The sequence below is a fragment of the Streptomyces sp. TLI_55 genome (assembly GCF_900206255.1).
Lineage (GTDB): Bacteria > Actinomycetota > Actinomycetes > Streptomycetales > Streptomycetaceae > Streptomyces > Streptomyces aquilus.
This window is the reverse complement of the sequence record NZ_OAOJ01000001.1, coordinates 4,169,472-4,192,742: the sequence shown is the minus strand read 5'-3', so window position 1 is coordinate 4,192,742 and position 23,271 is coordinate 4,169,472. Positions and strand designations below refer to the sequence as shown.

The 23,271-nt window shown below is 70.1% G+C and carries 23 protein-coding genes and 1 riboswitch; of the genes, 13 read left to right on the top strand and 10 right to left on the bottom strand.

Annotated features, from left to right (window positions below; genetic code table 11):
- Positions 1-11 precede the first annotated feature (11 nt).
- On the bottom strand, positions 12-587 hold the full coding sequence (locus CRP56_RS19300) for a TerD family protein (RefSeq protein WP_059195829.1): 576 nt from the start codon (positions 585-587) through the stop codon (positions 12-14).
- A 158-nt stretch (positions 588-745) separates the two neighbouring features.
- Between CRP56_RS19300 and arfB the strand changes: the two genes are divergently transcribed.
- Positions 746-1,183: an alternative ribosome rescue aminoacyl-tRNA hydrolase ArfB gene (gene arfB, locus CRP56_RS19295; RefSeq protein ID WP_097274241.1), complete on the top strand. Its 438-nt coding sequence runs from the start codon at positions 746-748 to the stop codon at positions 1,181-1,183.
- A 199-nt stretch (positions 1,184-1,382) separates the two neighbouring features.
- Here arfB and CRP56_RS19290 read toward each other — a convergent pair whose 3' ends face one another.
- Positions 1,383-1,862 (bottom strand): GNAT family N-acetyltransferase, encoded by a 480-nt coding sequence (locus CRP56_RS19290; RefSeq protein WP_179851061.1) that lies wholly within the window; start codon positions 1,860-1,862, stop codon positions 1,383-1,385.
- A gap of 47 nt (positions 1,863-1,909) precedes the next feature.
- Positions 1,910-2,473 carry a flavin reductase family protein gene (locus tag CRP56_RS19285; RefSeq protein ID WP_097265701.1) on the bottom strand — a complete coding sequence of 188 codons (564 nt, stop codon included), beginning with the start codon at positions 2,471-2,473 and terminating at the stop codon, positions 1,910-1,912.
- 337 nt (positions 2,474-2,810) lie between these two features.
- Here CRP56_RS19285 and cdgB point away from each other — a divergent pair, with 337 nt between their 5' ends.
- Together cdgB and CRP56_RS19275 are read left to right on the top strand one after the other, a co-directional pair.
- Positions 2,811-4,463, top strand: coding sequence for a diguanylate cyclase CdgB (cdgB, locus tag CRP56_RS19280; protein WP_097265699.1), 1,653 nt, complete (start codon positions 2,811-2,813; stop codon positions 4,461-4,463).
- Between the two features lie 119 nt (positions 4,464-4,582).
- The gene (locus tag CRP56_RS19275; protein ID WP_097265697.1) at positions 4,583-5,533 is read left to right on the top strand and encodes a carbohydrate-binding protein; all 951 of its coding nucleotides are present in this window, start codon (positions 4,583-4,585) and stop codon (positions 5,531-5,533) included.
- A gap of 7 nt (positions 5,534-5,540) precedes the next feature.
- On the opposite strand, the gene CRP56_RS19270 is transcribed toward CRP56_RS19275, so the two are convergent.
- The 3 genes from CRP56_RS19270 to CRP56_RS19260 all read right to left on the bottom strand — a co-directional run bounded on the left by CRP56_RS19270 (position 5,541) and on the right by CRP56_RS19260 (position 8,738).
- Complete coding sequence (locus CRP56_RS19270) at positions 5,541-6,470, bottom strand: 1-phosphofructokinase family hexose kinase (protein ID WP_097265695.1); 930 nt, start codon at positions 6,468-6,470, stop codon at positions 5,541-5,543.
- A gap of 115 nt (positions 6,471-6,585) precedes the next feature.
- The gene (gene nagA / locus CRP56_RS19265) at positions 6,586-7,797 is read right to left on the bottom strand and encodes an N-acetylglucosamine-6-phosphate deacetylase (protein ID WP_097265693.1); all 1,212 of its coding nucleotides are present in this window, start codon (positions 7,795-7,797) and stop codon (positions 6,586-6,588) included.
- Positions 7,797-8,738, bottom strand: a complete 942-nt coding sequence (locus tag CRP56_RS19260) for an ROK family protein (RefSeq protein WP_097265691.1) — start codon at positions 8,736-8,738, stop codon at positions 7,797-7,799. The genes nagA and CRP56_RS19260 overlap by 1 nt, the downstream gene beginning before the upstream one ends.
- Positions 8,739-8,843: 105 nt before the next feature.
- On the opposite strand from CRP56_RS19260, the gene CRP56_RS19255 reads away from it, so the two are divergent.
- From CRP56_RS19255 to otsB, 3 genes are read left to right on the top strand one after another with little or no spacing between them, the layout of a single operon-like run.
- Positions 8,844-10,109 (top strand): ABC transporter substrate-binding protein, encoded by a 1,266-nt coding sequence (locus tag CRP56_RS19255; RefSeq protein WP_441349500.1) that lies wholly within the window; start codon positions 8,844-8,846, stop codon positions 10,107-10,109.
- A gap of 33 nt (positions 10,110-10,142) precedes the next feature.
- Positions 10,143-10,370, top strand: coding sequence for a DUF3263 domain-containing protein (locus CRP56_RS19250; RefSeq protein ID WP_097274234.1), 228 nt, complete (start codon positions 10,143-10,145; stop codon positions 10,368-10,370).
- Between the two features lie 53 nt (positions 10,371-10,423).
- Positions 10,424-11,305: a trehalose-phosphatase gene (otsB, locus tag CRP56_RS19245; RefSeq protein WP_097265689.1), complete on the top strand. Its 882-nt coding sequence runs from the start codon at positions 10,424-10,426 to the stop codon at positions 11,303-11,305.
- On the opposite strand, the gene CRP56_RS19240 is transcribed toward otsB, so the two are convergent.
- Together CRP56_RS19240 and CRP56_RS19235 are read right to left on the bottom strand one after the other, a co-directional pair.
- Positions 11,281-12,669 carry an alpha,alpha-trehalose-phosphate synthase (UDP-forming) gene (locus CRP56_RS19240; protein ID WP_097274232.1) on the bottom strand — a complete coding sequence of 463 codons (1,389 nt, stop codon included), beginning with the start codon at positions 12,667-12,669 and terminating at the stop codon, positions 11,281-11,283. The genes otsB and CRP56_RS19240 overlap by 25 nt on opposite strands.
- An 81-nt stretch (positions 12,670-12,750) precedes the next feature.
- Entirely contained in the window at positions 12,751-13,695 is a 945-nt protein-coding gene (locus CRP56_RS19235; protein WP_097265687.1) for a glucosyl-3-phosphoglycerate synthase, read from the bottom strand.
- 161 nt (positions 13,696-13,856) lie between these two features.
- A riboswitch (SAM riboswitch) is annotated at positions 13,857-14,013 on the top strand.
- A gap of 18 nt (positions 14,014-14,031) precedes the next feature.
- Here CRP56_RS19235 and thrC point away from each other — a divergent pair.
- The 7 genes from thrC (at position 14,032) to CRP56_RS19200 (ending at position 21,959) form a co-directional block, all read left to right on the top strand.
- Entirely contained in the window at positions 14,032-15,327 is a 1,296-nt protein-coding gene (gene thrC / locus CRP56_RS19230; RefSeq protein ID WP_097265685.1) for a threonine synthase, read from the top strand.
- The gene (locus CRP56_RS19225) at positions 15,324-15,599 is read left to right on the top strand and encodes a ubiquitin-like small modifier protein 1 (RefSeq protein WP_059195843.1); all 276 of its coding nucleotides are present in this window, start codon (positions 15,324-15,326) and stop codon (positions 15,597-15,599) included. The genes thrC and CRP56_RS19225 overlap by 4 nt, the downstream gene beginning before the upstream one ends.
- A 462-nt stretch (positions 15,600-16,061) precedes the next feature.
- Positions 16,062-16,265 (top strand): cold-shock protein, encoded by a 204-nt coding sequence (locus CRP56_RS19220; RefSeq protein ID WP_004986573.1) that lies wholly within the window; start codon positions 16,062-16,064, stop codon positions 16,263-16,265.
- 321 nt (positions 16,266-16,586) lie between these two features.
- A complete protein-coding gene (gene groL, locus CRP56_RS19215; protein WP_059195844.1) occupies positions 16,587-18,209 on the top strand; it encodes a chaperonin GroEL in 1,623 nt (540 codons plus the stop codon).
- A gap of 205 nt (positions 18,210-18,414) precedes the next feature.
- Positions 18,415-19,533: an NADH:flavin oxidoreductase gene (locus CRP56_RS19210; RefSeq protein WP_097265683.1), complete on the top strand. Its 1,119-nt coding sequence runs from the start codon at positions 18,415-18,417 to the stop codon at positions 19,531-19,533.
- 28 nt (positions 19,534-19,561) lie between these two features.
- Positions 19,562-20,425: a metallophosphoesterase family protein gene (locus tag CRP56_RS19205; RefSeq protein ID WP_097265680.1), complete on the top strand. Its 864-nt coding sequence runs from the start codon at positions 19,562-19,564 to the stop codon at positions 20,423-20,425.
- 76 nt (positions 20,426-20,501) lie between these two features.
- Positions 20,502-21,959: an MFS transporter gene (locus CRP56_RS19200; RefSeq protein WP_097265678.1), complete on the top strand. Its 1,458-nt coding sequence runs from the start codon at positions 20,502-20,504 to the stop codon at positions 21,957-21,959.
- Positions 21,960-21,975: 16 nt separating this feature from the next.
- Here CRP56_RS19200 and CRP56_RS19195 read toward each other — a convergent pair whose 3' ends face one another.
- Together CRP56_RS19195 and CRP56_RS19190 are read right to left on the bottom strand one after the other, a co-directional pair.
- Positions 21,976-22,542 (bottom strand): hypothetical protein, encoded by a 567-nt coding sequence (locus CRP56_RS19195; RefSeq protein ID WP_097265676.1) that lies wholly within the window; start codon positions 22,540-22,542, stop codon positions 21,976-21,978.
- A gap of 15 nt (positions 22,543-22,557) precedes the next feature.
- Positions 22,558-23,235: a Uma2 family endonuclease gene (locus tag CRP56_RS19190; protein ID WP_257040829.1), complete on the bottom strand. Its 678-nt coding sequence runs from the start codon at positions 23,233-23,235 to the stop codon at positions 22,558-22,560.
- Positions 23,236-23,271 lie beyond the last annotated feature (36 nt).

Here is a 23,271-nt window from a genome sequence, read left to right as displayed (position 1 = left end):
CCCGACGAACGTCAGACGTTGACGCCGAAGTCCTGCGCGATCCCGACCAGGCCCGAGGCGTAGCCCTGGCCCACGGCGCGGAACTTCCACTCCGCGCCGTTGCGGTACAGCTCGCCGAAGACCATGGCGGTCTCGGTGGCCGCGTCCTCCGACAGGTCGTAGCGCGCGATCTCGGCGCCGCCGGCCTGGTTGACGATGCGGATGTAGGCGTTGCGGACCTGGCCGAAGTTCTGCGAGCGGTTCTCCGCGTCGTAGATCGAGACCGGGAAGACGATCTTGTCGATGTCGGCCGGCAGACCGGCCAGGTTGACGTTGATCGCCTCGTCGTCGCCCGCGCCCTCGCCGGTGCGGTTGTCACCGGTGTGGACGATGGTGTTGTCCGGGGTCTGCTTGTTGTTGAAGAACACGAAGTGGGCGTCGGAGTAGACCTTGCCCTGCGTGTTGACCGCGATCGCCGAGGCGTCGAGGTCGAAGTCCGTACCGGTGGTCGTGCGGACGTCCCAGCCGAGGCCCACGGTGACGGCGGTCAGGCCCGGAGCCTCCTTGGTGAGCGAGACGTTGCCACCCTTGGACAGGCTTACAGCCATGGTTGGGAGTCCTTTCCCTCGTGTTATGTACGGCTCGAAGCTACAGCTACCCCTATGAACGCCAAGAGGGGTGGCGAAGGTTCCAGGTGTCTTTACTTTCTTTACCGAACAGACGGTGAACGATATTCGCGTGACGTGTGCCGGTCAGCCGGGGGACGATGGACGGCATGTCCGGTCCTTACGTCATCCGCGGCTCCGTCTCCCTCCCCGAGGCCGAGCTCCAGTGGCGTTTCTCGCGCTCCTCCGGCCCCGGCGGTCAGCACGTCAACACCAGCGACTCCCAGGTGGAACTCCGCTTCGACCTGGCCAACACCGAGTCGCTGCCCGAGGTGTGGAAGAGCCGGGCCCTTGAGCGGTTGGCGTCCCGTCTGGTGGACGGCGTGGTGACGGTCCGTTCCTCCGAGCACCGCTCCCAGTGGCGCAACCGCGAGACCGCGGCCGTACGCCTCGCTGCGCTGCTGGCTGAGGCTACGGCTCCGCCACCCAAGCCGAGGAAGCCGACGCGGATTCCGAGGGGTATCAACGAACGCCGGTTGAGGGAGAAGAAGCAGCGCGCGGAGACGAAGCGGGGGAGGACGGGCAGGGACTGGGGGTGACGGCCGAGTTCGGGCTGCGGGTGCGTTGTGGCTGGTCGCGCAGTTCCCCGCGCCCCTTAGCGGCGTTGCAGGTCCCGGCGTAGGACAGCGGGCGCGCCCTCTACGGACCGGCACCGCGCATGACGGGGGACGTGCGCCCCCACGGACCGGCACCCGGCGCGGCCCCGACCCACGACGAAACCCAAGCCGCCCCCCCGCACTAGCCCAGCCCCAGCACCCCCACAACCTCCCCCTCCACCATCTCCCCGTTCGGCCGGAACCCCAGCCCGAGGTAGAAGTTCTCGGGCCCGTGCTCCCCGGGATGCCAGGTGACGTACAGCTCGTCACCACCCCGTCGCCGGATCTCCGCCGCCACCGACTCCACGGCGAACCGCCCGTACCCCCGCCCCTGCGCGCCCGCGTCGATGTTCAGCCGCCACAGCCCGGACCGGATGACGGTGCCGTCGTCGCCCCAGTTGATGTCGAAGAAAGCCATGAGGAAGCCGACCGGACGGGCGTCGTCGCCGTCGACGATGAGGCGCGGCCAGGCGGTCCCGGGATGGACGTACGCCTCGGCGAGGGACTTCACCACCGGGGACACCGCGAATTCCTGCTCGGGTCGGACGCGAATAGCGAGGGCGGCGTCGATATTGCGCGGGGTTATTTCTTCGAGACGGGGGCCGGAGCCGGACGCGATCATGCGCCGCACCCTAGAGCGGCCCATCCCCTGGCCACACCTGAATTACCTCACCCCAACTGCCGGTACCGTCCCCGGAAGTACGTCAGCGGACCCCCGTCCGCGCTCGGCACATGCGCCGTCAGCACCCGCCCGATCACCAGCGTGTGATCGCCGGCCGTGACGCGCTGCTCGGTGCGGCACTCCAGCGTCGCCAGCGCGCCCCCGACGAGCGCGGCGCCGGTCGCCGAGCCACGGACGTACGGGATGTCCTCGAAGAGCAGACGGTCGCTGAGCCGGCCCTTCATCGCGAAGCGCCCCGCGATGTGCCGCTGGCTCTCGGTGAGGACGGAGACGGCCCACAGGGGCTGTTCGTCGAGGAGGTCGTCCATGCGGGAGCCCTCCCGCAGGCTGACCAGCACCAGCGGCGGATCGAGGGACACCGACATGAACGAGGTAGCCGTCATGCCCACGTCCTCGCCCTTGGGCCCGTCCGCGTCCAGCGGTGGCTCGAAGGCGGTCACCAGGACCACACCCGCGGCCAGCCGGGACATGGCGGCGCGGAACTCGTCGTTGCTCACCCCCTCAGGATGCCCGGAGGGGACGACGGTGGCGGTGGGGGCTGTGTTCGGCACGTCGGGAACGCTAGTGTCCGCCCGGTGGCCGCCGCATCGGACCTCAGCCCGAACCCGGACCTAGGACCCCCGACCTACCCGCTGAACGCCCGGCCCACCGGTTCATAGGCATGCCGCACATGCCGACAAAGTTTGCGTTCAGTAAACGGACAGCGAAAACACAGAAACACCACTCAATTGTTCATCTTTAGCTGTGACTTGAGTCACAAGGGGCATTAATTGTTGACCCTGTGTACCGAGTGGGCAGCGCGCTGTGATTCAGTGGCGGGGAAGCTGCCAGAACGATACGCCGATGAGAACCCTTGATTCGCTGCGAGGTCTCGGGGGGAGGGCGAGCATGGAGACCGAGTCGGAGCCCTACGTCCGCCTTGCCTCTCTGCGGCAACTGCATCAGGTCATGGCGGACATGAACACCGCCCGGTCCCTCGCGGACACCCTGCAGACGGTCGCCGACGGCGTCGTCAACGGCCTCGGCTACGAACTGGCCTGCGTCAACCTCGTCCGCCCCGACGGCGACCTCGTCGTCGCCGCCTTCGCCGGCAACCCCGCCGCCGAGGCGTTGATCACCGGCCGGGTCGGCTCCCGCGAGTCCTGGGAGCGCCGGCTGGGCATGGGCGAGAACTGGGGCGACCTGGTCTTCATCCCGCACACCGAGGGCTGGGTCCTCGACGACGACGACGTACCGCAGTGGTACACCGACGGCCCGGCCCCCCGCTTCGAGGACGAGTGGCACCCCTCCGACCGGCTCTTCGCGCCGATGTTCACGCCGGGCGTGCAGGGCGGCTCGTGCGGCGAGCTGATCGGCGTGCTGTCGGTGGACCGGCCGCGCAACGGACGACGGCCGGGCGCGTGGGGTCGCGAAGCGCTCCAGATGTACGCGTTCCAGGCCGCGATCGCGATCAGCAACGCGCGTCTACGTGCCAACATGCAGCGCGCACTGGTCAGGCTCGAAAGGGAGCAGCAGGCGCTCAGGGCGAGCGAGGAGAGCTTCCGGCAGGCCTTCGAGTACGCCCCCTCCGGCATGGCCATCGCCGAGATGGGCGGCGACCAGCACGGCCGGATCCTCAGGACGAACGACGCGCTGTGCCGGCTCCTCGGCCGCCCCGCGTCCGCGATGCGCCGCTACTCCTTCTCCGACCTCGTCCACCCCGAGGACATAGGCACCCTGCTGCGCACCTCGGCGGAGGGCGGCCGCGCGGAGCTGCGCCTGGGCCGCCGCGACGGCACGTACGTCTGGGTGTCCCTGCGCAACTCCGTCGTCGCCGACGCCGCCGACGGCCCGCGCTTCCTCCTCACCCACGTCGAGGACATAGAGGACCGCAAGCGCCGCGAGCTCCAGCTCGCCCACCGCGCCTCCCACGACTCCCTCACCGGCCTGCCGAACTCCGCCGAACTGCGCGCCCGCCTCTCCGCCCGCCTGTGCCAGCGCGCCGCGCACCCCGGCGCCCTGGAGTCCCTGGACGCGGCCTTCGGCCACCCCGCCTTCGACGCCCACGGCCACGGCTTCGACTTCCGGCCCGGCGCCCAGTCCCTCGACGCCTACGACCACCATGTGCACACCGTCGCCCCCGAGGACGACCGCGACGACGGCACCAAGGGGCTCGCGGTCCTCTTCTGCGACCTCGACGGCTTCAAGTCGATCAACGACCGGTTCGGGCACAACGCCGGGGACGCGGTCCTCATCGAGGTCGCCCGCCGGCTGACCCGGCAGGTCCGCGACGGCGACACCGTCGCCCGGCTCGGCGGTGACGAGTTCGTCATCCTCGCCGACGGCCTCGGCCGCGCCGACGCCGCCGACCTCGCCGTACGCCTGCGCAACGAGATCATCCAGCCCATCCGCGCCGAGGGCCGGGCCGTCCGGGTGGGCGCCAGCTTCGGCATCGGGTGGGCGCACTGCGGCATGACGGCGGACGAAGTGCTGAAGTCAGCCGACGAGCGGATGTACGTAGAGAAACGATCTCGTCCCAAACAGCACAGGCGCGCGGGATGATCCCCAGGTCAGCGAGCTGATGCGATCCGAGTCACCCGTTTGGGGCAGCTGGAGCGGGTAGGCTCGCCATTCTGACCCTCGTATCGCATTCGCATGCACCTGGTGAGGAGTACCAAGGGATGACGTCCGGCAACAACGGCGCCAGCACGCCCGAGGACGACGACCCGTTCGGCTACCTCTACGCCGACGGGCAGGCCAACGGAGCCCAGCCGCCGTCCGGTGGCTACGGCTACCCGAACACCGTCAACCGGGTGCGCCCCGTCGGACAGCGCCAGTACGGCCAGCAGCAGACCGCGCCGTACGGACAGGTCCCCCAGCAGCAGGCACCGCAGCAGGGCGCCTACGGCCAGCCGACCAACGCGCACTACGCCGCGCCGGAGACGTTCCCGGGCGGCGCCCCCACGACGCAGCAGCAGCCGTACGGCGGCAACGGCGGCGGGCGTGGCCGCGGACCCAACACCAAGGGTCTGCTGATCGGCGCCATCGCGGTGGTCGCCGCGGTCGTCATCGGCATCGGCGTGGCCATGCTCGGCGGCGACGACGACAAGGACGCGGGCGGCGGCGACGCGTCAGCCACCCCGTCCGCCCAGCAGAGCAGCGAGCCGAGCCCCTCGGACACCTCCACCGAGGTGACCGAGGAGGACCTGCCGAAGATCGACGCGAAGGCCCTCTCGCTGAGCCCCGGCATCACCACCGCGACCGACGTCAAGGGCGCCAAGGCCGACGGCGGGATCTACCTCAACGGCTTCAACCAGGTCGGCGCCTCCGTCACGTGGAACGTGAGCGGCATCCCGAAGAGCGGCAAGTACACGCTGTACACGGGCTACAGCGTCCCCGGCAAGGACGCCACCGCGACCCTCTCGATCAACGGCACGCCCTCCACCACCCCGGTCGGCATGGACAACTACGCCAAGGCCGCCGAGGGCGACTACGCCAAGGGCTGGACGCAGACCTACAACTGGGTCCAGCTCAACAAGGGCAGCAACACCATCAAGCTCTCCTGCGAGCAGGGCAACCAGTGCGACGCCCTCCTCGACCAGCTGTGGCTGGTGAAGGGCTGGGTCAAGTAGGAGTCGGCTAGGCCGCGTTGACCCCGCTGGTCACCGCGACCCGCTCCAGCAGCTCCTCGTAGACCTTCCGGTCGAACTCGCCCGCCACCGGCGCCGCGACCGTCGCCGCCGACAGGGCGACCGCGCGGGCCAGCCGGTCCGGCCACGGCAGGTGGTCCACCAGCCCTGACAGCAGGCCCGCGACCGCCGAGTCGCCGGCGCCGGTCGGGTTGCCGTGGACGCGGGCCGGCGGGGCGGCGCGCCAGCGGCCCTCGGGGGCGGCGGCGAGCAGGCCGTCGGTGCCGAGGGAGGCGACGACCGCGCGGGCGCCCCGGCGAAGGGCGTCCTGCGTGGCCCGCAACGGCTCGTGGGAGCCGGTCAGTTCGGCCAGTTCGTCGGCGTTCGGCTTGATGAGGTCGGGGCGGGCGGCGACGCCCCGGCGCAGCGGCTCTCCGCTGGTGTCCAACACCACAGGTACTCCGGCCGCCCTCGCGGTCCGGACCAGCCCGGCGTACGCGCCCACCGGCACGCCCGGCGGCAGGCTGCCGCACAGGGCCACCGCGTCCGCCGACGCGAGGAGATCCTCGTACGCCTCCTGGAAGGCCGACCACTCCGACGGGGTGACCTCGGGGCCCGGCTCGTTGAGCTGAGTCGTGTCGTCGGCCCGCTCGTCGACGATCGCGATGGTGCGGCGGGTGGCGCCGGAGACCGGGAGGAGCGCGTCGATCACGCCGGGCGTCGAGGTGAGCCGGTCCTGGATGACACGGCCGGTGGCGCCGCCCGCGAAGCCGGTGACCGTCACCTCGTGCCCGAGGGCCGCCAGCACGCGGGCCACGTTCAGGCCCTTGCCGCCGGGGCGTTCGATGACCTCGGAGACCCGGTGGGAGGCGTGCGGCCGGAGGGCCGGTACGCGGTAGGTGATGTCGAGAGCGGTGTTCAGCGTGACCGTGAGGATCACCTGGGCCGACCTCCCCCGAAGACGTTGCTGAGCCGTTTGGTGGGGTGATCATGCCAAACGGACGGCGGTCGGCCCAGTCTCCCAGGACAACCGCCGCCCTCAACAGATGGACAGATCAGCCCAGTTGGGGATCGACCACCCATTCACCCCGGCGCATCACGCCCTTGAGCTCGAAGTCGGCGTCGAGAAGGACGAGGTCGGCGTACCGGCCGGGTTCGAGGGAGCCGACGCGGTCGGACATGCCAAGGAGCCGGGCCGGGTTGGCGGACAGCGCCGCGACCGCGTCCTCGACGGGCAGCTGGTCGATCGTCACCGCGCGCTTGAAGGCCCGGTCGAGGGTGAGGGTGGAACCCGCGATCGAGCCGCCCTCCACGAGACGGGCGACGCCGTCGCTCACCTCCACCTCCAGCGGGCCGAGCATGTAGCGGCCGTCACCGAAACCGGCCGCGTCCATCGCGTCCGTGATGAACGCGACCCGGTCCGCGCCCTTGTGATGGAACGCCAGCTGGAGGGCGGCCGGGTGGAGATGCGTGCCGTCGTTGATCAGCTCGACGGTGATCCGCTCGTCCTCCAGGAGCGCGGCGATCGGGCCGGGGGTGCGGTGGCCGAGGGCGGGCATCGCGTTGAAGAGGTGCGTCGCGACGGTGGCGCCCGCGTCGATGGCCTCCACCGTCTGCTCGTACGTCGCGTCCGTGTGCCCGATCGCCGCGATGACGCCGTGCTCGGCGAGCAGCCGTACGGAGTCGATGCCGCCGGGGAGTTCGGTGGCGAGGGTGACCATCTTGGCCTTGCCGCGAGCGGCGTCGATCAGCTTGCGGACCTCGGCGGGGTCGGGGTCGCGCAGGAGTTCCTCCGAGTGCGCGCCCTTGCGGCACGGGGAGATGAACGGGCCCTCGAAGTGGATGCCGGCGATGTCGCCCTGCTCGGCGAGTTCGGAGAGCAGACCGGCGCGTTGGGCGAGGAAGTCCATGTCGCCGGTGACGGTGGAGGCGACGAGGGTGGTGGTGCCGTGGAGGCGGTGGGTGTGGATGCCGGTGAGTACGTCGTCTGTGGTGCCGGAGGTGAAGCTGGCTCCGCCGCCGCCGTGGTTGTGGATGTCGACGAACCCTGGGATGAGCCAGTGGCCGGTTACGTCGGTGACCTGGGCGTTTTCTGGTGCGGCGCCGATGATTTTGTCGCCGTCGATGATCACTCGGCCGTTGTGGACGGTTCCTGTGGGGAGGACGACCGTTGCCCCGGACAGGATGAGGGGCGCATCGCCGGACGCGGTGTGCGGGTTGTGTGTGGCTGGTCGCGCAGTTCCCCGCGCCCCTGAGGGGGTTGCCATCAGGTCGCTACCTCCATGCCGTCAGTTGTTGTGAGGAGATCCCAGGCCAAGAGCCCGGCACCCAGGCAACCCGCCGTGTCGCCCAGTGCCGCCGGGACCACCGACGGCAGCTTCTGGAAAGTGATCCGTTGCCGGATCGCGTCCCGCAGTGGTGTGAACAAGGTTTCCCCCGCCTCGGCCAGCCCGCCACCGATGATCACGATCCGCGGGTCCAGCAGGGTGAGGGCCGTGACCAGGCCGTCGGCGAGGGCGTCGACGGCGTTCTGCCAGACGGTCTGGGCCTGGAGGTCGCCGGACTCGACCGCCTTCGCGCAGTCGGCCGCGTCCGCCTCCGGGTCCCCGGTCGCCGCTGCCCATGCCTCGCTGACCGCCGCCGCGGAGGCGTACCGCTCCAGGCAGCCGACCTGCCCGCACGGACACGGGGTCCCTCCCGGCCGTACGACGATGTGGCCGATCTCGCCCGCGAAGCCGTGGGCCCCCGCCTCCACCCGGCCGCCGATGCCGATGGCGCCCGCGATGCCGGTGCCGAGGGGGACGAAGAAGAAGCGGTCGGCGCCCTGGCCGGCGCCGATGCGGCCCTCGGCGAGGCCGCCGGTGCGGACGTCGTGGCCGAGGGCGACGGGGATGCCCAGCCGTTCGGTGAGCAGGTCGCGCAGCGGGATGTCGCGCCAGCCGAGGTTGGCCGCGTAGACGGCGACACCCCGCTCCGCGTCGACGATGCCCGGGACGGCGACGCCGGCGGCGGACGCGGGCTCACCGAGGTGCTCGGCGCCGTACGCGTGCAGCTCGGCGGCGAAGTCGAGGATGCCCTCGACGACCGCGTCCGGACCGCGCTCACGGCCGGTCGCGCGGCGGGCCTGGTGCAGCAGCTCGCCGCCGGTGCCGACCAGGGCGGCCTTCATTCCGGTGCCGCCCACGTCGAGGGCGATGACATGTCTCACGGGGGTAGTGTGGCCCGCCGACCCGTGAGAGGTCTAGTCCACTCACGTGGTGTAGACCTTATGTCTGACCTTTCGAAAGTTTCGGTGACCATGAGGGGCTTGGCAGTGCAGCGGCGTAGGACAGGAACGATCGCGGTGGTGTCCGCACTGGGCATGACGGCGGTTCTCGGCGGCTGCGGCCTCGGCGGGGAGTCGGGGGACGTGACCTTGAAGCTGGTCGCCGCCGACTACGGGGACAGCAAGGCGAACAGCTCCCAGAAGTACTGGGACAAGCTGGCGGCGGACTACGAGTCCACGCACCCGGGTGTGAAGGTCGACGTCAGCGTCTACTCCTGGAACGACGTCGACCGCAAGGTCAAGGAGATGGTCGCGGACGGGAACGCCCCCGACATGGCGCAGATCGGCGCGTACGCCGACTACGCCCACGACGACCTCCTCTACTCGGCGGACGAACTGCTCTCCATCCCCACCCAGGCCGACTTCGTCTCGCAGCTCGCCACGGCGGGCGAGGTGGACTCGACGCAGTACGGGATGCCGTTCGCCTCCTCCACCCGGCTGCTCTTCTACAACAAGACCCTGTTCGCCAAGGCCGGGCTGACCCCGCCGAAGACCTGGGACGAGCTCGCCGAGGACGCCGCCGCGCTGAAGGCGGAAGGCGTGAAGTACCCGTACGCCCTGCCGCTCGGTCCCGAGGAAGCGCAGGCCGAGACCATGCAGTGGCTGCTCAGCGGCGGGGGCGGCTACACCGAGGACACCGGCACCTACGGCATCGACTCCCCGGCCAACATCGACACCCTCACCTGGCTCAAGGACGACCTGGTCGGCAAGGGGCTGACGGGGCCGGTCGCGCCGGGCAAGCTGAACCGGGCGGACGCGTTCGCCGCGTTCGCGGGCGGCCAGGTCGGCATGCTCAACGGGCACCCCACGCTGATGAAGACGGCCGCGGCGAAGGGCGTGAAGTTCGGCATGGTCCCGATGCCCGGCGTCGACGGGCCGACCAAGTACTCCATGGGCGTCGCCGACTGGATGACGGCGTTCAAGCAGAACGGGCACGCCGAGCAGATCGGGGACTTCCTCGACTTCGTCTACGACGAGAAGAACGTGCTCGCGTTCTCCCGCGAGTACGACCTGCTGCCGGTGACCATGTCGGCGTCCGACGCCATGCGCACGGCGCGGCAGGACCAGGACCTCAAGCCCTTCCTGACGGAGCTCACCGGCTCCGAGCTCTACCCCGTCGGCAAGGTCTCCTGGGCTCAGGTCAGCGCGGCGGTCAAGCAGCGGATCGGCAAGGCGGTGACGGCCGGGGGCAGCCCGTCGGCGGTCCTCAACGACCTCCAGGCGAAGGCCGTGATGGCGGAGAGCGCGGAGTAGGGCTTGTCAGTGGCGGGGGCTACGGTCGTCGACATGAACGACCTGGCCCCCCGAGAACAGGCCATCCTCGCGCTGGAACGCCGCGGCTTCACCACCCCCGGCGCGAAGGAGCGCGCGATACGCGAGGAACTGGGCCTGGCCCCGGTCCGCTACTACCAACTCCTGAACGCCCTGCTGGACGATCCGCGAGCCCTGGCCCACGACCCGGTGACGGTGAACAGACTGCGCCGGGTACGGGAGGCCCGCAGGTCGGAGAGGTGACTGCGGGGGCGAGAAAAAGGCGTGCCATTCGCCCGCGTGGATAGGGTCTTCCCATGGGCAGCCACAAGGACTCCACGGACGACTCCCTGCCGACCCCGGTGACCCCCGCCGGGCGGGACGGCCTCGCCGCAATCCTCGCGCACCCCGCGAAAACCATCGTCGCGCTCGACTTCGACGGCACCCTCGCCCCGATCGTCGCCGACCCGGAGCAGGCGCGGGCCCACCCCGACGCCGTACCCGCGCTCGCCGCGCTCGCGCCGAAGATCGCCGCGGTCGCCGTCGTCACCGGCAGGCCTCCCGGAGTCGCCGTACGCCTCGGCGGCTTCGCCGGTGTCCCCGGCCTCGAACACCTCGTCGTCCTCGGCCACTACGGCGCCGAACGCTGGGACGCGGCCACCGGCGAGGTCACCGCACCCGCCCCGCACCCCGGTGTCGCCGCGGTCCGCGCGGAGCTGCCCGGCTTCCTCGACGGCATCGGCGCCTGGCAGGGCACCTGGATCGAGGAGAAGGGCCGGGCCGTCGCGGTCCACACGCGCAGGGCCGAGGACCCGCAGGCCGCCTTCGACGCGCTGCGCGCCCCGCTCACCGACCTCGCCACCCGGCACGGCCTGATCGTCGAGCCCGGCCGCCTCGTCCTGGAACTCCGCCCGCCCGGCATGGACAAGGGCGTGGCGCTGACGGACTACGTCCGCGAGCTGGGCGCCGAGGCCGTCCTGTACGCCGGCGACGACCTCGGAGACCTCCCGGCCTTCGCCGCGGTGGAGAAACTCCGCTCCGACGGCGTACCAGGCCTTCTCGTTTGCAGCGCGGGCAGCGAGGAGGTGACCGACCTGAAGGAACGGGCCGACCTGGTCGTGGCCGGCCCGGCGGGATTGGTACGGCTGCTGGGGCAGCTGGCGGAGACGCTTCCTCAGCCTCGCAACGCCGCCAGCTGATCAAGGAACCATTGCGCGGGCGGCAACGCGGTGGCCGCGGCAGCCAGTCGCTTCGTGCGTTCCGCCCGCTCGCCCGGCGCCATCGTCAGCGCCTCGTGCAGCGCGTCGGCGGTGCCGATCACGTCGTACGGGTTCACCACGATCGCGTCGTCGCCCAGCTCCTCGTACGCCCCCGCCTCCCGCGACAGCACCAGCGCGCACCCCTCGTCGGAGACGACCGGCACCTCCTTCGCGACGAGGTTCATGCCGTCGCGGATGGGGTTGACGAGGGCCACGTCGGCGAGCCGGTACGCGGCGAGGGAGCGGGCGAAGTCGTCCTTGACGTGCAGCACGACCGGGGTCCAACCCGGCGTGCCGTACGTGGAGTTGATCTCGTCGGCCAGGCGCTGCACCTCGGCGGTGTAGTCGCGGTAGACGGCGAGGTCCTGCCGGGAGGGGTAGGCGAACGCCACGTGCACGACCCGTTCCCGCCACTCGGGCCGGGTCGCCAGCAGCTGCTCGTAGGCGCGCAGGCCCCGCACGATGTTCTTCGACAGCTCGGTGCGGTCGACCCGGACGACGGTCTTGCGGCCTTCGCCGATCTCCGCCTTCAGCGCGGTCATGCGCTCGGCGACGTCCGCCTCGTGCGACCGCTCGCGCAGGAAGTCCGCGTCCGCGCCGAGCCCGTGCACCCCGATCCGGGTGTCGCCGAGCCCACCGGTGATCTCCGCCGCGCACGCCTCGAACGCCGACGCCCAGCGCCGGGTCAGGAACCCCAGCCGGTCGGCGCCCAGCATGCCCCGCAGCACCTGCTCGGCCACGTCGTCCGGCAGCATCCGGAAGTACTCCGGCGGCGCCCACGGCGTGTGCGAGAAGTGCCCGATCCGCAGGTCGGGACGGAGCGCGCGGAGCATGCCCGGCACCAGGGTGAGGTGGTAGTCCTGCACGACGACCGCCGCACCCTGCGCCGCCTCCTGCGCGAGCGCCTCGGCGAAGGCGCGGTTGTACGTCTCGTACGACGCCCACTGGCGCCGGAACTCCGCGTCGAAGACCGGCTCCAGCGGGGTCTGGTACAGCATGTGGTGGACGAACCACAGGACCGAGTTGGCGATGCCGTTGTACGCGTCCGCGTGCACGTCGGCCGGGATGTCGAGCATCCGCACCCCGGCCTCGCCCACGCCGCGCCGCACGGCCTCGCGGTCGCCGTCGCTCAGCGCCGAGCACACCCACAGCGCGTCCGCGTCCGACCCGATCGCCGACAGCCCCGAGACGAGCCCACCGCCACCGCGCCGCGCGGACAGCGTGCCGTCCGCCTGGACGTCGTACGAGACCGGTCCCCGGTTGGAGGCCACCAGGACCCGCGCAGCACCGAACGTTGAAGCGATACGAGCCATACCGATCAACCTAGCCCGGCCGCGGATTGCTCAAACGTTCGTCCGGTTCCCCGGGGTACCGGCCCGGCGGGGTCAGGCCACCTTTCGTTCCGCGTACTCCGCGATGTCCGCCATCGGCGGGCGTTCCTCCGTGTCCACGGAGTAGGTGCGCGGTTCGAAACCGGTGTCGCCCCGCTCGAACTGGGTGAGGGCGGGGCGGATCAGATGGCCGCGGGCCAGGCGGAGCTGGGCCGTGCGGTAGATCGCGGCGGACATCCGGCCGAGGGCCTGGCCGTCCTGGTGGCGGTGCTTGCGGACGCCCACGTCGACCTGGGCGAGCGCGTCGAGGCCGACCAGGTGCAGGGCGTCGACCAGCATGCCGAGCTCGATGCCGTAGCCGACGGGGAACGGCAGCTGTTCCAGCAGCGAGCGGCGGGCCGCGTACTCGCCGCCCAGGGGCTGCACGAAGCCCGCCAGCTGCGGCCAGTGCATGTTGAGCAGCGGCCGGGCCATCAGCTCGGTCACCCGGCCGCCCTGGCCCGCCGCGCCGCCCAGCGGGCGGTCGTACATGGCCTTGACCAGGTCGACCTCGGGCTCCGTCAGCAGCGGGCCGACGATCCCGGTGACGAAGTCGGAGGAGAACTCCTTCAGGTCGGCGTCGATGAAACAGACGATGTCACCGCTGGTCACCAGCAGCGACCGCCACAGCACCTCGCCCTTGCCGGGCACGGTGGGGATACGGGGCAGGATCTCGTCGCGGTGCACCACCGTGGCCCCGGCCGCGGCCGCCACCTGCGACGTCCGGTCGGTCGACCCGGAGTCGACGACGACGATCTCGTCGACGAGGGGGACCTGCTGCATCAGGTCGTGACGGATGATCGCGACGATGTCGCCGACCGTCTCCTCCTCGTTGAGCGCGGGCAGCACGACGCTGACCGTCTGTTTCGTGCGTTGCTTGGCGGCCAGGATCTGGTGGAGCGGGCGATCGGTCACCGACCAGGAGCGTGTGGTCAGCCAGCGCTCGACTTCGTTCAGCACAGTGCGCGGCTCCTCTGCGTTCTTTCGGCGAGCTGGACCCGTCTGTGATCCATCTCGCGGTTCGGACGACTATCTCAACTGTCCTGGTCGTCGGTTACAGTCTTGAACAACGCGGATGACCATCGCATGTCCTGGCTCGTCCGATGTTCACAACTTCATACCGCTCATCCAGAGGGGCAGAGGGATACGGCCCGATGAAGCCCCGGCAACCCTCCAGCCGGTCTCGTAGCGATCAGCATCGATCGCATCGCGAGGCTCCCGGCTAGGGAAGGTGCCAAATCCGTCTCACGGCGAGATGCGTCGTGAGGAAGATGAGGAGAAAGGGCCTCGCCTCTCATGGCTGCGCAGACTGTTGCAAGCACCACCGATTCCGCCTCCACCAGCGTAGACCTCGGTCCCGCCGCGGCGCTCAGCTGCCGTGAATGCGGCCACCGGGTGCCGCTCGGCCCGGTCTTCGCGTGCGAGGAGTGTTTCGGCCCGCTCGAGATCGCCTACGACTTCTCCGCCTACGACGCCGAGGAGCTCCGCAAGCAGATCGAGGCGGGACCCGCGAACATCTGGCGCTACGCACCGCTGCTGCCCGTCCCCGCGGACGTGGCCGACAAGCCCAACATCAACCCCGGCTGGACCAAGCTCGTCCAGGCCGACAACCTCGCCCGCGAGCTGGGTGTCGAGGCCGGCAAGCTCTTCGTGAAGGACGACTCCGGCAACCCGACGCACTCCTTCAAGGACCGGGTCGTCGCCCAGGCCATCGAGGCCGCCCGCGTCTTCGGCTTCACCACGCTCTCCTGCTCCTCCACCGGCAACCTCGCGGGTGCCGTCGGCGCCGCCGCCGCCCGCGCCGGCTTCCGCTCCTGCGTGTTCATCCCGCACGACCTGGAGCAGGGCAAGGTCGTCATGGCCGCTGTATACGGCGGTGAGCTCGTCGGCATCGAGGGCAATTACGACGACGTGAACCGCTTCTGCTCCGAGCTGATCGGCGACCCGGCCGGCGAGGGCTGGGGCTTCGTCAACGTCAACCTGCGGCCGTACTACGCGGAGGGGTCCAAGACCCTGGCGTACGAGATCTGCGAGCAGCTCGGCTGGAAGCTCCCGGACCAGCTGGTCGTCCCGATCGCCTCCGGTTCGCAGCTCACGAAGATCGACAAGGGGCTCCAGGAGCTGATCAAGCTCGGGCTCGTCGAGGACAAGCCGTACAAGATCTTCGGCGCCCAGGCGGAGGGCTGCTCGCCGGTGTCCGTCGCCTACAAGGCGGGCCACGACGTCGTCCGTCCCCAGAAGCCGAACACCATCGCCAAGTCCCTCGCCATCGGCAACCCGGCCGACGGTCCCTACGTCCTCGACATCGCGCGCCGCACGGGCGGTGCCGTGGAGGACGTCAACGACGAGCAGATCGTCGACGCGATCAAGCTGCTGGCCCGCACGGAGGGCATCTTCGCGGAGACCGCCGGTGGCGTGACGGTCGGTGTCACCCGCAAGCTGATCGAGAACGGCGTACTCGACCCCACCCTCACCACCGTCGTGCTGAACACCGGCGACGGCCTGAAGACCCTCGACGCGGTGGCCGGCACCGGCCTCACCGCGACCATCCGCCCCAACCTGGACTCCTTCCGAGAGGCTGGCCTCGCATGAGCGTGACCGTCCGCATCCCCACCATCCTGCGCACCTACACCGGCGGGCAGGCCGAGGTCGCCGCCGAGGGGGCCACCCTCGCCGACGTCATCGCCGACCTGGAGAAGAACCACACGGGCATCGCCGCCCGCGTCCTCGACGACCAGGGCAAGCTGCGCCGCTTCGTCAACGTGTACGTCAACGACGACGACGTCCGCTTCGAGCAGGGCCTGGAGACCGCCACCCCGGATGGCGCCGGCGTCTCGATCATCCCGGCCGTCGCCGGCGGCTGACATCGGTTCGGCGGGTCTGACCGAATGACCGAACATTACCCTCGGTAACGCCAATTATTGAGAGTTCACCTAATTGCCCCCTCCGCGAGAGAAGCGGAGGGGGCAATTCTCTATGGTTGAGCGCGGTACAGTTGGGGAACCTGCTGCGCCTTCCATGCCGCACGCATATGAGTACCTGCTCCACTTGCGTCGAGAAGCAGCCAAAGTGTGCCGTTCTTTTGCGAGTTTTGTGCCTTTTGTAGGGCCCGACTTGCCCTGAGTTCGGGCGAATTCTCACCACATTCCGGATCTCGCGCGTCCGGAATTCTCGTCCGATTGACCTGTTGCAGACGGCAGTTGGACAGATACATTCAGCCGCGGTCGACGCGTTCCGGCGCACGCCCCCAATCCGTGGGGGGTGAGGTCTGACCCGGATCCGCGAAGTGTGGATCTGTGCAAGGGCCAGTAATAGGGGAGTTAGGCATGGCTCAGGGCACCGTCAAGTGGTTCAACGCGGAGAAGGGGTACGGCTTCATCGCGGTCGACGGTGGTGCGGATGTTTTCGTCCACTACAGCGCGATCCAGATGGACGGGTACCGCACCCTGGAAGAGGGCCAGCGGGTGGAGTTCGAGATCTCGCAGGGCCAGAAGGGCCCGCAGGCCGACATGGTTCGCGTCACCGCCTGATCGCGCGACCGACCAAACCGCAAGCGACGTCTTCTGTTGAAGGGCCCGTACCTCGCGAGGGGTACGGGCCCTTCGGCCTGTCCGGGCCCGGTACGGGATCCCTGGTGGGCCTGCCCGATCCCCGGGAGGCGCTTGCACTCGACCATGCCGAGTGCTAATCATTGGCGTTAGCACTCTGAAGGTGAGAGTGACAAAGAAGGACCGGGTCGGTGAGGCCCGCAGGCCAGGTGGGGCAAGGAACCACGAGGTGTGCGAGCCGTCCGTCGCGGGCGCGGGCGCGGTCCGAAGGAATCACCCCCAGTCCTGGAGGGACCACTTCACATGGCCAAGATCATCGCGTTCGACGAGGAGGCGCGGCGCGGCCTCGAGCGCGGCATGAACCAGCTCGCGGACGCCGTCAAGGTGACGCTCGGCCCCAAGGGTCGCAACGTCGTCCTCGAGAAGAAGTGGGGCGCCCCCACGATCACCAACGATGGTGTGTCCATCGCCAAGGAGATCGAGCTCGAGGACCCGTACGAGAAGATCGGCGCCGAGCTGGTCAAGGAAGTCGCGAAGAAGACCGACGACGTAGCCGGTGACGGCACGACGACCGCGACCGTCCTGGCCCAGGCCCTGGTGCGCGAGGGTCTGCGCAACGTGGCCGCCGGTGCCAACCCGATGGCTCTCAAGCGCGGTATCGAGAAGGCCGTCGAGGCCGTCTCCGGTGCCCTCCTTGAGCAGGCGAAGGATGTCGAGACCAAGGAGCAGATCGCTTCGACGGCCTCCATCTCCGCCGCCGACACCCAGATCGGCGAGCTCATCGCCGAGGCGATGGACAAGGTCGGCAAGGAAGGCGTCATCACCGTCGAGGAGTCCCAGACCTTCGGTCTGGAGCTGGAGCTGACGGAGGGTATGCGCTTCGACAAGGGCTACATCTCCGCCTACTTCGCCACCGACATGGAGCGTATGGAGGCGTCGCTCGACGACCCGTACATCCTCATCGCCAACTCCAAGATCGGCTCCGTCAAGGACCTGCTCCCGCTCCTGGAGAAGGTCATGCAGTCGGGCAAGCCGCTGCTGATCATCGCCGAGGACGTCGAGGGCGAGGCCCTGTCGACCCTGGTCGTCAACAAGATCCGCGGCACCTTCAAGTCCGTCGCCGTCAAGGCCCCGGGCTTCGGTGACCGCCGCAAGGCCATGCTCGGCGACATCGCCATCCTCACGGGCGGCGAGGTCATCTCCGAGGAGGTCGGCCTCAAGCTGGAGAACGCGACCCTGGACCTCCTGGGCCGCGCCCGCAAGGTCGTCATCACCAAGGACGAGACCACCATCGTCGACGGTGCCGGCTCCGCCGACCAGGTCGCCGGTCGCGTCAACCAGATCCGCGCCGAGATCGAGAACAGCGACTCGGACTACGACCGCGAGAAGCTCCAGGAGCGCCTGGCGAAGCTCGCCGGTGGCGTCGCCGTCATCAAGGCCGGTGCCGCGACCGAGGTCGAGCTCAAGGAGCGCAAGCACCGCATCGAGGACGCCGTGCGCAACGCCAAGGCGGCCGTCGAGGAGGGCATCGTCGCCGGTGGTGGCGTGGCCCTGCTGCAGGCCTCCGGTGTCTTCGAGAAGCTGGAGCTGGAGGGTGACGAGGCGACCGGCGCTGCCGCCGTCAAGCTCGCCCTTGAGGCCCCGCTGAAGCAGATCGCCGTCAACGCCGGCCTCGAGGGCGGCGTCGTGGTGGAGAAGGTCCGCAACCTCACCCCGGGTCACGGCCTCAACGCCGCGACCGGTGAGTACGTCGACCTGGTCAAGGAAGGCATCATCGACCCGGCGAAGGTCACGCGCTCTGCCCTGCAGAACGCCGCCTCCATCGCCGCGCTCTTCCTCACCACCGAGGCCGTCATCGCCGACAAGCCGGAGAAGGCCGCCGCGCCCGCCGGCGGCGGCATGCCGGGCGGTGACATGGACTTCTGATCCCCGGCGGATCGGACTCGTCCTTGCCGAGGGCGGCACCCCCTGTTCCGACAGGGGGTGCCGCCCTCGGGCGTTCTCAGGGTCCGGAGGTGGGCGGGATCACAGGGCCCGGTGGAAATGCAGGGGTGTTCTGAGCGGTTGCTTACTGCGTAGTGTCCATGCGTATGCACATACCCGCTGGTACCCACCGCTAGGAGCCCCCCGCGTGACCGCCTCCCCCACTCGCGCCGCCGAGATCCTCTCCCGGCCGATCGCGATCAACGGCCTCACCGTCCCGAACCGCATCGCGATGGCGCCGATGACCCGGATGTTCTCCCCGGGCGGCGTCCCCGGTGAGGACGTGCGGTCCTACTACGCGCGCCGCGCCGCCGCGGGCGTCGGGCTGATCGTCACCGAGGGCACGTACGTCGGCCACGACTCGGCCGGCAACAGCAGCCGCGTCCCGCGTTTCCACGGCGACGAGCAGCTCGCGGGCTGGCAGAAGGTCGCCGAGGACGTGCACGCGGCGGGCGGCACCATCGTCCCGCAGCTGTGGCACATCGGCACGGTCCGCAAGGAGGGCCAGAACCCCGTCCCCGAGGCCCCCTCGGTCGGCCCCTCCGGCCTGCGCATCGGCGAGACCGAGCCCACCGGCACGGCCATGACCCAGCGCGACATCGACGACGTCATCGGCGCCTTCGCCGAGGCCGCGGCCGCCGCGGAGCGCATCGGCATGGACGGCGTGGAGATCCACGGCGCGCACGGCTACCTCGTCGACCAGTTCCTGTGGGCCGGCACCAACCGCCGTACCGACGGCTACGGCGGTGACGCGGTCGCCCGTACCAAGTTCGCCGCCGAGATCGTCGCCGCCGTCCGCGAGACCGTCTCCGCCGACTTCCCGGTCATCTTCCGCTACTCGCAGTGGAAGCAGGACGCCTACGACGCCCGGCTCGCCGAGACCCCGGAGGAGCTGGAGGCCATCCTGACCCCGCTCGCCGCGGCCGGCGTCGACGCCTTCCACGCCTCCACCCGCCGCTACTGGCTCCCCGAGTTCGACGGCGCCGACCTCAACCTCGCGGGCTGGACCAAGAAGCTCACCGGCAAGCCCACCATCACCGTCGGCTCGGTCGGCCTGGACGGCGACTTCCTCAGCGCGTTCGTCGGCGCGGGCTCCCCGCTCAAGGGCCTCGACGACCTCCTCGACCGGCTGGAGCGCGACGAGTTCGACCTCGTCGCCGTCGGCCGCGCCCTGCTCCAGGACCCGGAGTGGGCGGCGAAGGTCCTCGCGGGCCGCCTCGACGAGCTGAAGGCGTACGACGCGGCGGCGCTCCAGTCGCTGAGCTGACCGTCAACTCCTGTGTAGTGTCCGGGAGATGAGGATTCTCCAGCTCTCGGACACGCATCTGGAGCGCACCGACGCCGTCAACCGGCACGGCGTCAACGCGCACGACTCCCTGCGGCTACTGCTCGACGAACTCCGGCATCTGCGGGGCATCGACGCCGTCGTCGTCACCGGCGACCTCGCCGACGACGGCTCCGCGGAGGCGTACACGGCCGTGCAGGCACTGGTGGGCGGCTTCGCACGGGACGTGCTGGGCGGGGTGCCGGTGTTCTTCACGACCGGCAACCACGACGAGCGCGAGGCCTTCGGCAAGGTGCTCGGCAGCGGGCACGGCGAGCCGGAGGCGGTGTTCGCCTCGGAGGCCGGTGAGCGGGCCGCGGTGAGCACCGTCGACGGGTGGCGGTTCGTCACGCTCGACTCGCTGGTGCCCGGCAAGGTGCACGGACACCTCACCGCCGGGCAACTCGCCTGGCTGCGGCAGGTGTTGAGCACCCCGGCCGAGCACGGCACCGTCCTCGCCTTCCACCACCCGCCCATCGCCCTCGACAACCCCCTCCAGCAGGTCTTCGGCCTGCGCAACCCCGCCGACCTCGCCGACGCCCTGCGCGGCAGCGATGTCCGGGTCGTGCTCACCGGGCACTTCCATCTCCAGCTCTTCGGGCTGCTGGAGTCGGTGCCGGTGTGGGTGACGCCCGGCGTGGTCAACCGCATCGACCTGACGGCGGCGCCGGGCACCGAGCGGGCGGTACGCGGGGCGTCCGCCTCCCTCGTGGTGCTCGGCGGGCCCTCCGGTCCGCTCTTCCACACGCTCCACGCACGTGATCCCCGGGCGCACGAGACGGTCTACGAATTGGACGCGGACAGGGTGCGCTCCCTCGTGGAGCAGTACGGCTGACCTGGCCCCCTTTATTAAGTCAAGCAACTGACTTAAGGTTGCGTAGGTCAAGTACTACGCCGATGGAGGCCCCGCCATGTCCGACGCCCCTTCCGCAGTACCACGGTCGAACGCCGTGGTGGCGGTGCTGGCCTTCGCCGGAATCGTGGTCTCGCTGATGCAGACCCTGGTGATCCCGATCGTCCCCGAGCTGCCGAGGCTCCTGGACGCGCCCGCCTCCGACACCGCCTGGGCCGTCACCGCCACCCTGCTCGCCGCCGCCGTGGCCACTCCGGTCGTCGGACGCCTCGGCGACATGTTCGGCAAGCGCCGCATGCTGCTGATCAGCGGCGTCATGCTGATCGTCGGCTCGGTCGTCTGCGCCCTGGCCGACTCTCTGCTGCCGATGATCATCGGCCGTGCCCTCCAGGGCCTCGCCTCCGGTGTCATCCCGCTCGGCATCAGCATCATGCGCGACGAACTGCCCGCCGAGCGGCTGGCCTCCGCCACCGCCCTGATGAGCGCCTCCCTCGGTATCGGCGGCGCCCTCGGCCTGCCCGCCGCCGCGCTCATCGCCGACAACTTCAGCTGGCACGTGCTGTTCTGGACCTCGGCGGCGCTCGGCGCGGTGGCCATCGCCCTGGTCACCGCCTTCGTACCGGAGTCCAAGGTCCGCACCGGCGGCCGTTTCGACCTCGTAGGTGCCATAGGCATGGCGGCGGGCCTCGTCTGCCTTCTGCTGGCCATCTCCAAGGGCGCCGACTGGGGCTGGGGCAGCGGCACCACGATCGGACTCTTCGTCGCGGCCGTCGTGATCCTGCTGGCCTGGGGCTTCTTCGAACTGCGCACCGACCAGCCGCTGGTGGACCTGCGCACCACCGCCCGCCGTCAGGTGCTGGTCACCAACCTCGCCTCGATCGCCGTCGGCTTCGCCATGTTCGCGATGAGCCTGGTCATCCCGCAGCTTCTCCAGCTCCCGTCCCAGACCGGCTACGGCCTCGGCAAGTCGATGCTGGCCGCCGGTCTGGTCATGGCCCCCTCAGGCCTGGTCATGATGGCCACGGCCCCGATCTCCGCCGCCGTCTCCAAGTCCCGCGGCCCGAAGGCCACGCTGATGATCGGCGCCCTGATCGTCGCCGCCGGGTACGGCCTCAACATCGTCCTGATGAGCGAGGTCTGGCACTTCGTGCTCGTCTCCTGCGTCATCGGCGCCGGCATCGGCTTCACGTACGGCTCGATGCCCGCGCTCATCATGGGCGCGGTGCCCGCGTCGGAGACGGCCGCGGCGAACAGCCTCAACACCCTGATGCGCTCCATCGGCACCTCGTCGGCGAGCGCCATCGCCGGCGTCATCCTGGCCCAGCTGACCACCGACTTCGGCGGTTACGCGCTGCCGTCCGAGGACGGCTTCAAAGCGGTCCTGGCGGTGGGCGCCGGGGCGGCGCTGCTGGCCTTCGCGGTGGCGTCGTTCATCCCGCGGCAGCGGGTGGCGGGGGACGGGACGCTGGCGGCGGAGGGACCGGCGGAGCCGGCGGAGGTCGCCGCCAAGTCGTAGACGCAGTCTGTGGCTTTTACAGGTTCCCCAGCGGCTCGATGTCGACCTTCACCGGGGTGCCCCACACCCGCAGCACCTCGTAGTCGGTGAACTCGTGCACCAGCCGGTACGCCATCGCCGCGCGCGGCCCCCGGCGGGCCGCCGCGAGATACAGCTCGGCCTCACGCCGGTCGCGGCGCGGGGTGCCGCACAGCTGCCACTCCTGGCCGTTCCACAGCTCGGGCAGCCAGCGCTGCTGCGGCTGCGGCCGGTCGTCACGGACGCCGTAGCGGGACGGGGCGGTGGCGGACGGGCCGGTCTGCGCGGGGCCGTTGATGGAGGCGCGGCGGGCGGCACGGCGCCGGGTCTCGCACAGCAGGCACAGGTCGGGGGCGTTCTCGTCGACCGGGCCGCCCGGGTGCTCGGCGCAGCGGGTGGTGGGCGCGGCGCTGGTGACGCTCTCGTCGAGCAGCTCCAGGGCGCGCTTGAGGTCGGCCTTGACCTCGTGCAGCTTGGCGTCGGGCGTGTCGGAGGAGAGGGCCTCGCCGTGCTCGCCGAGGAGGCGGAGGGCCCGGCCTAGGGCGGTGAGCTGGGCGTGGTTCATCAGTCCGCGTAGTCCTTAGTCCGCGTAATCCTTGAGCTTTTCGGTGTCGAGGGTGATGCCGACGGGCGGGGGCAGCTCGACGGTGTCTCCCCAAGGGTACGAGGGGGACTGCTGGTAGTGGCCGTCCTTGGGCTCGCTGAAGACGGTGACGGTGTCGTTGTCCCGGTCGATGAGGAGACAGACAGGAATTCCCGCCGCCGCGTAACCGCGCACTTTGTCGACGCGATCACGTCGGTCGGTGTCGCGGTCGTGTGACGTGACCTCCAGGACCATGAGGACGCCCTCCGGGTCGGCCCAGTCGCCGTCCTGCGTGACGAAATGATCGAGTGGTGCGAGCGCGCCGTCCGCGCAGGCGTGCCCCTTGCGGTAGGTGTCGATCCTCAGACCCTGCTCCGGATACAGAGCCAGCTCCGGGCGCAGCCCCATGAACAATCGGAGCAGCCACATGACGATGGCCCTGTGACGCTGGTCCGGCAACGGCTTGACCTCTAGCTTTCCATCGATCAGTTCGAGCTTGACGCCTTCGGGGGCCCTGCGGGCAAGTTCCTCGAAGTCCTCGACCGAGATGTGGTCGCCCTTGACGTACAACCGTCCATGGACGAGTTCGAGCCGGACGCTCTCCGGGGCCCTGCGGGCAAGTTCCTCGAAGTCCTCGACGGACATCAGCGGGCGTTCGGCGGTGCTGGGGGTCATGGCGTCGCCTCCTCCCCTCCATCGTGCCCTGGAGTG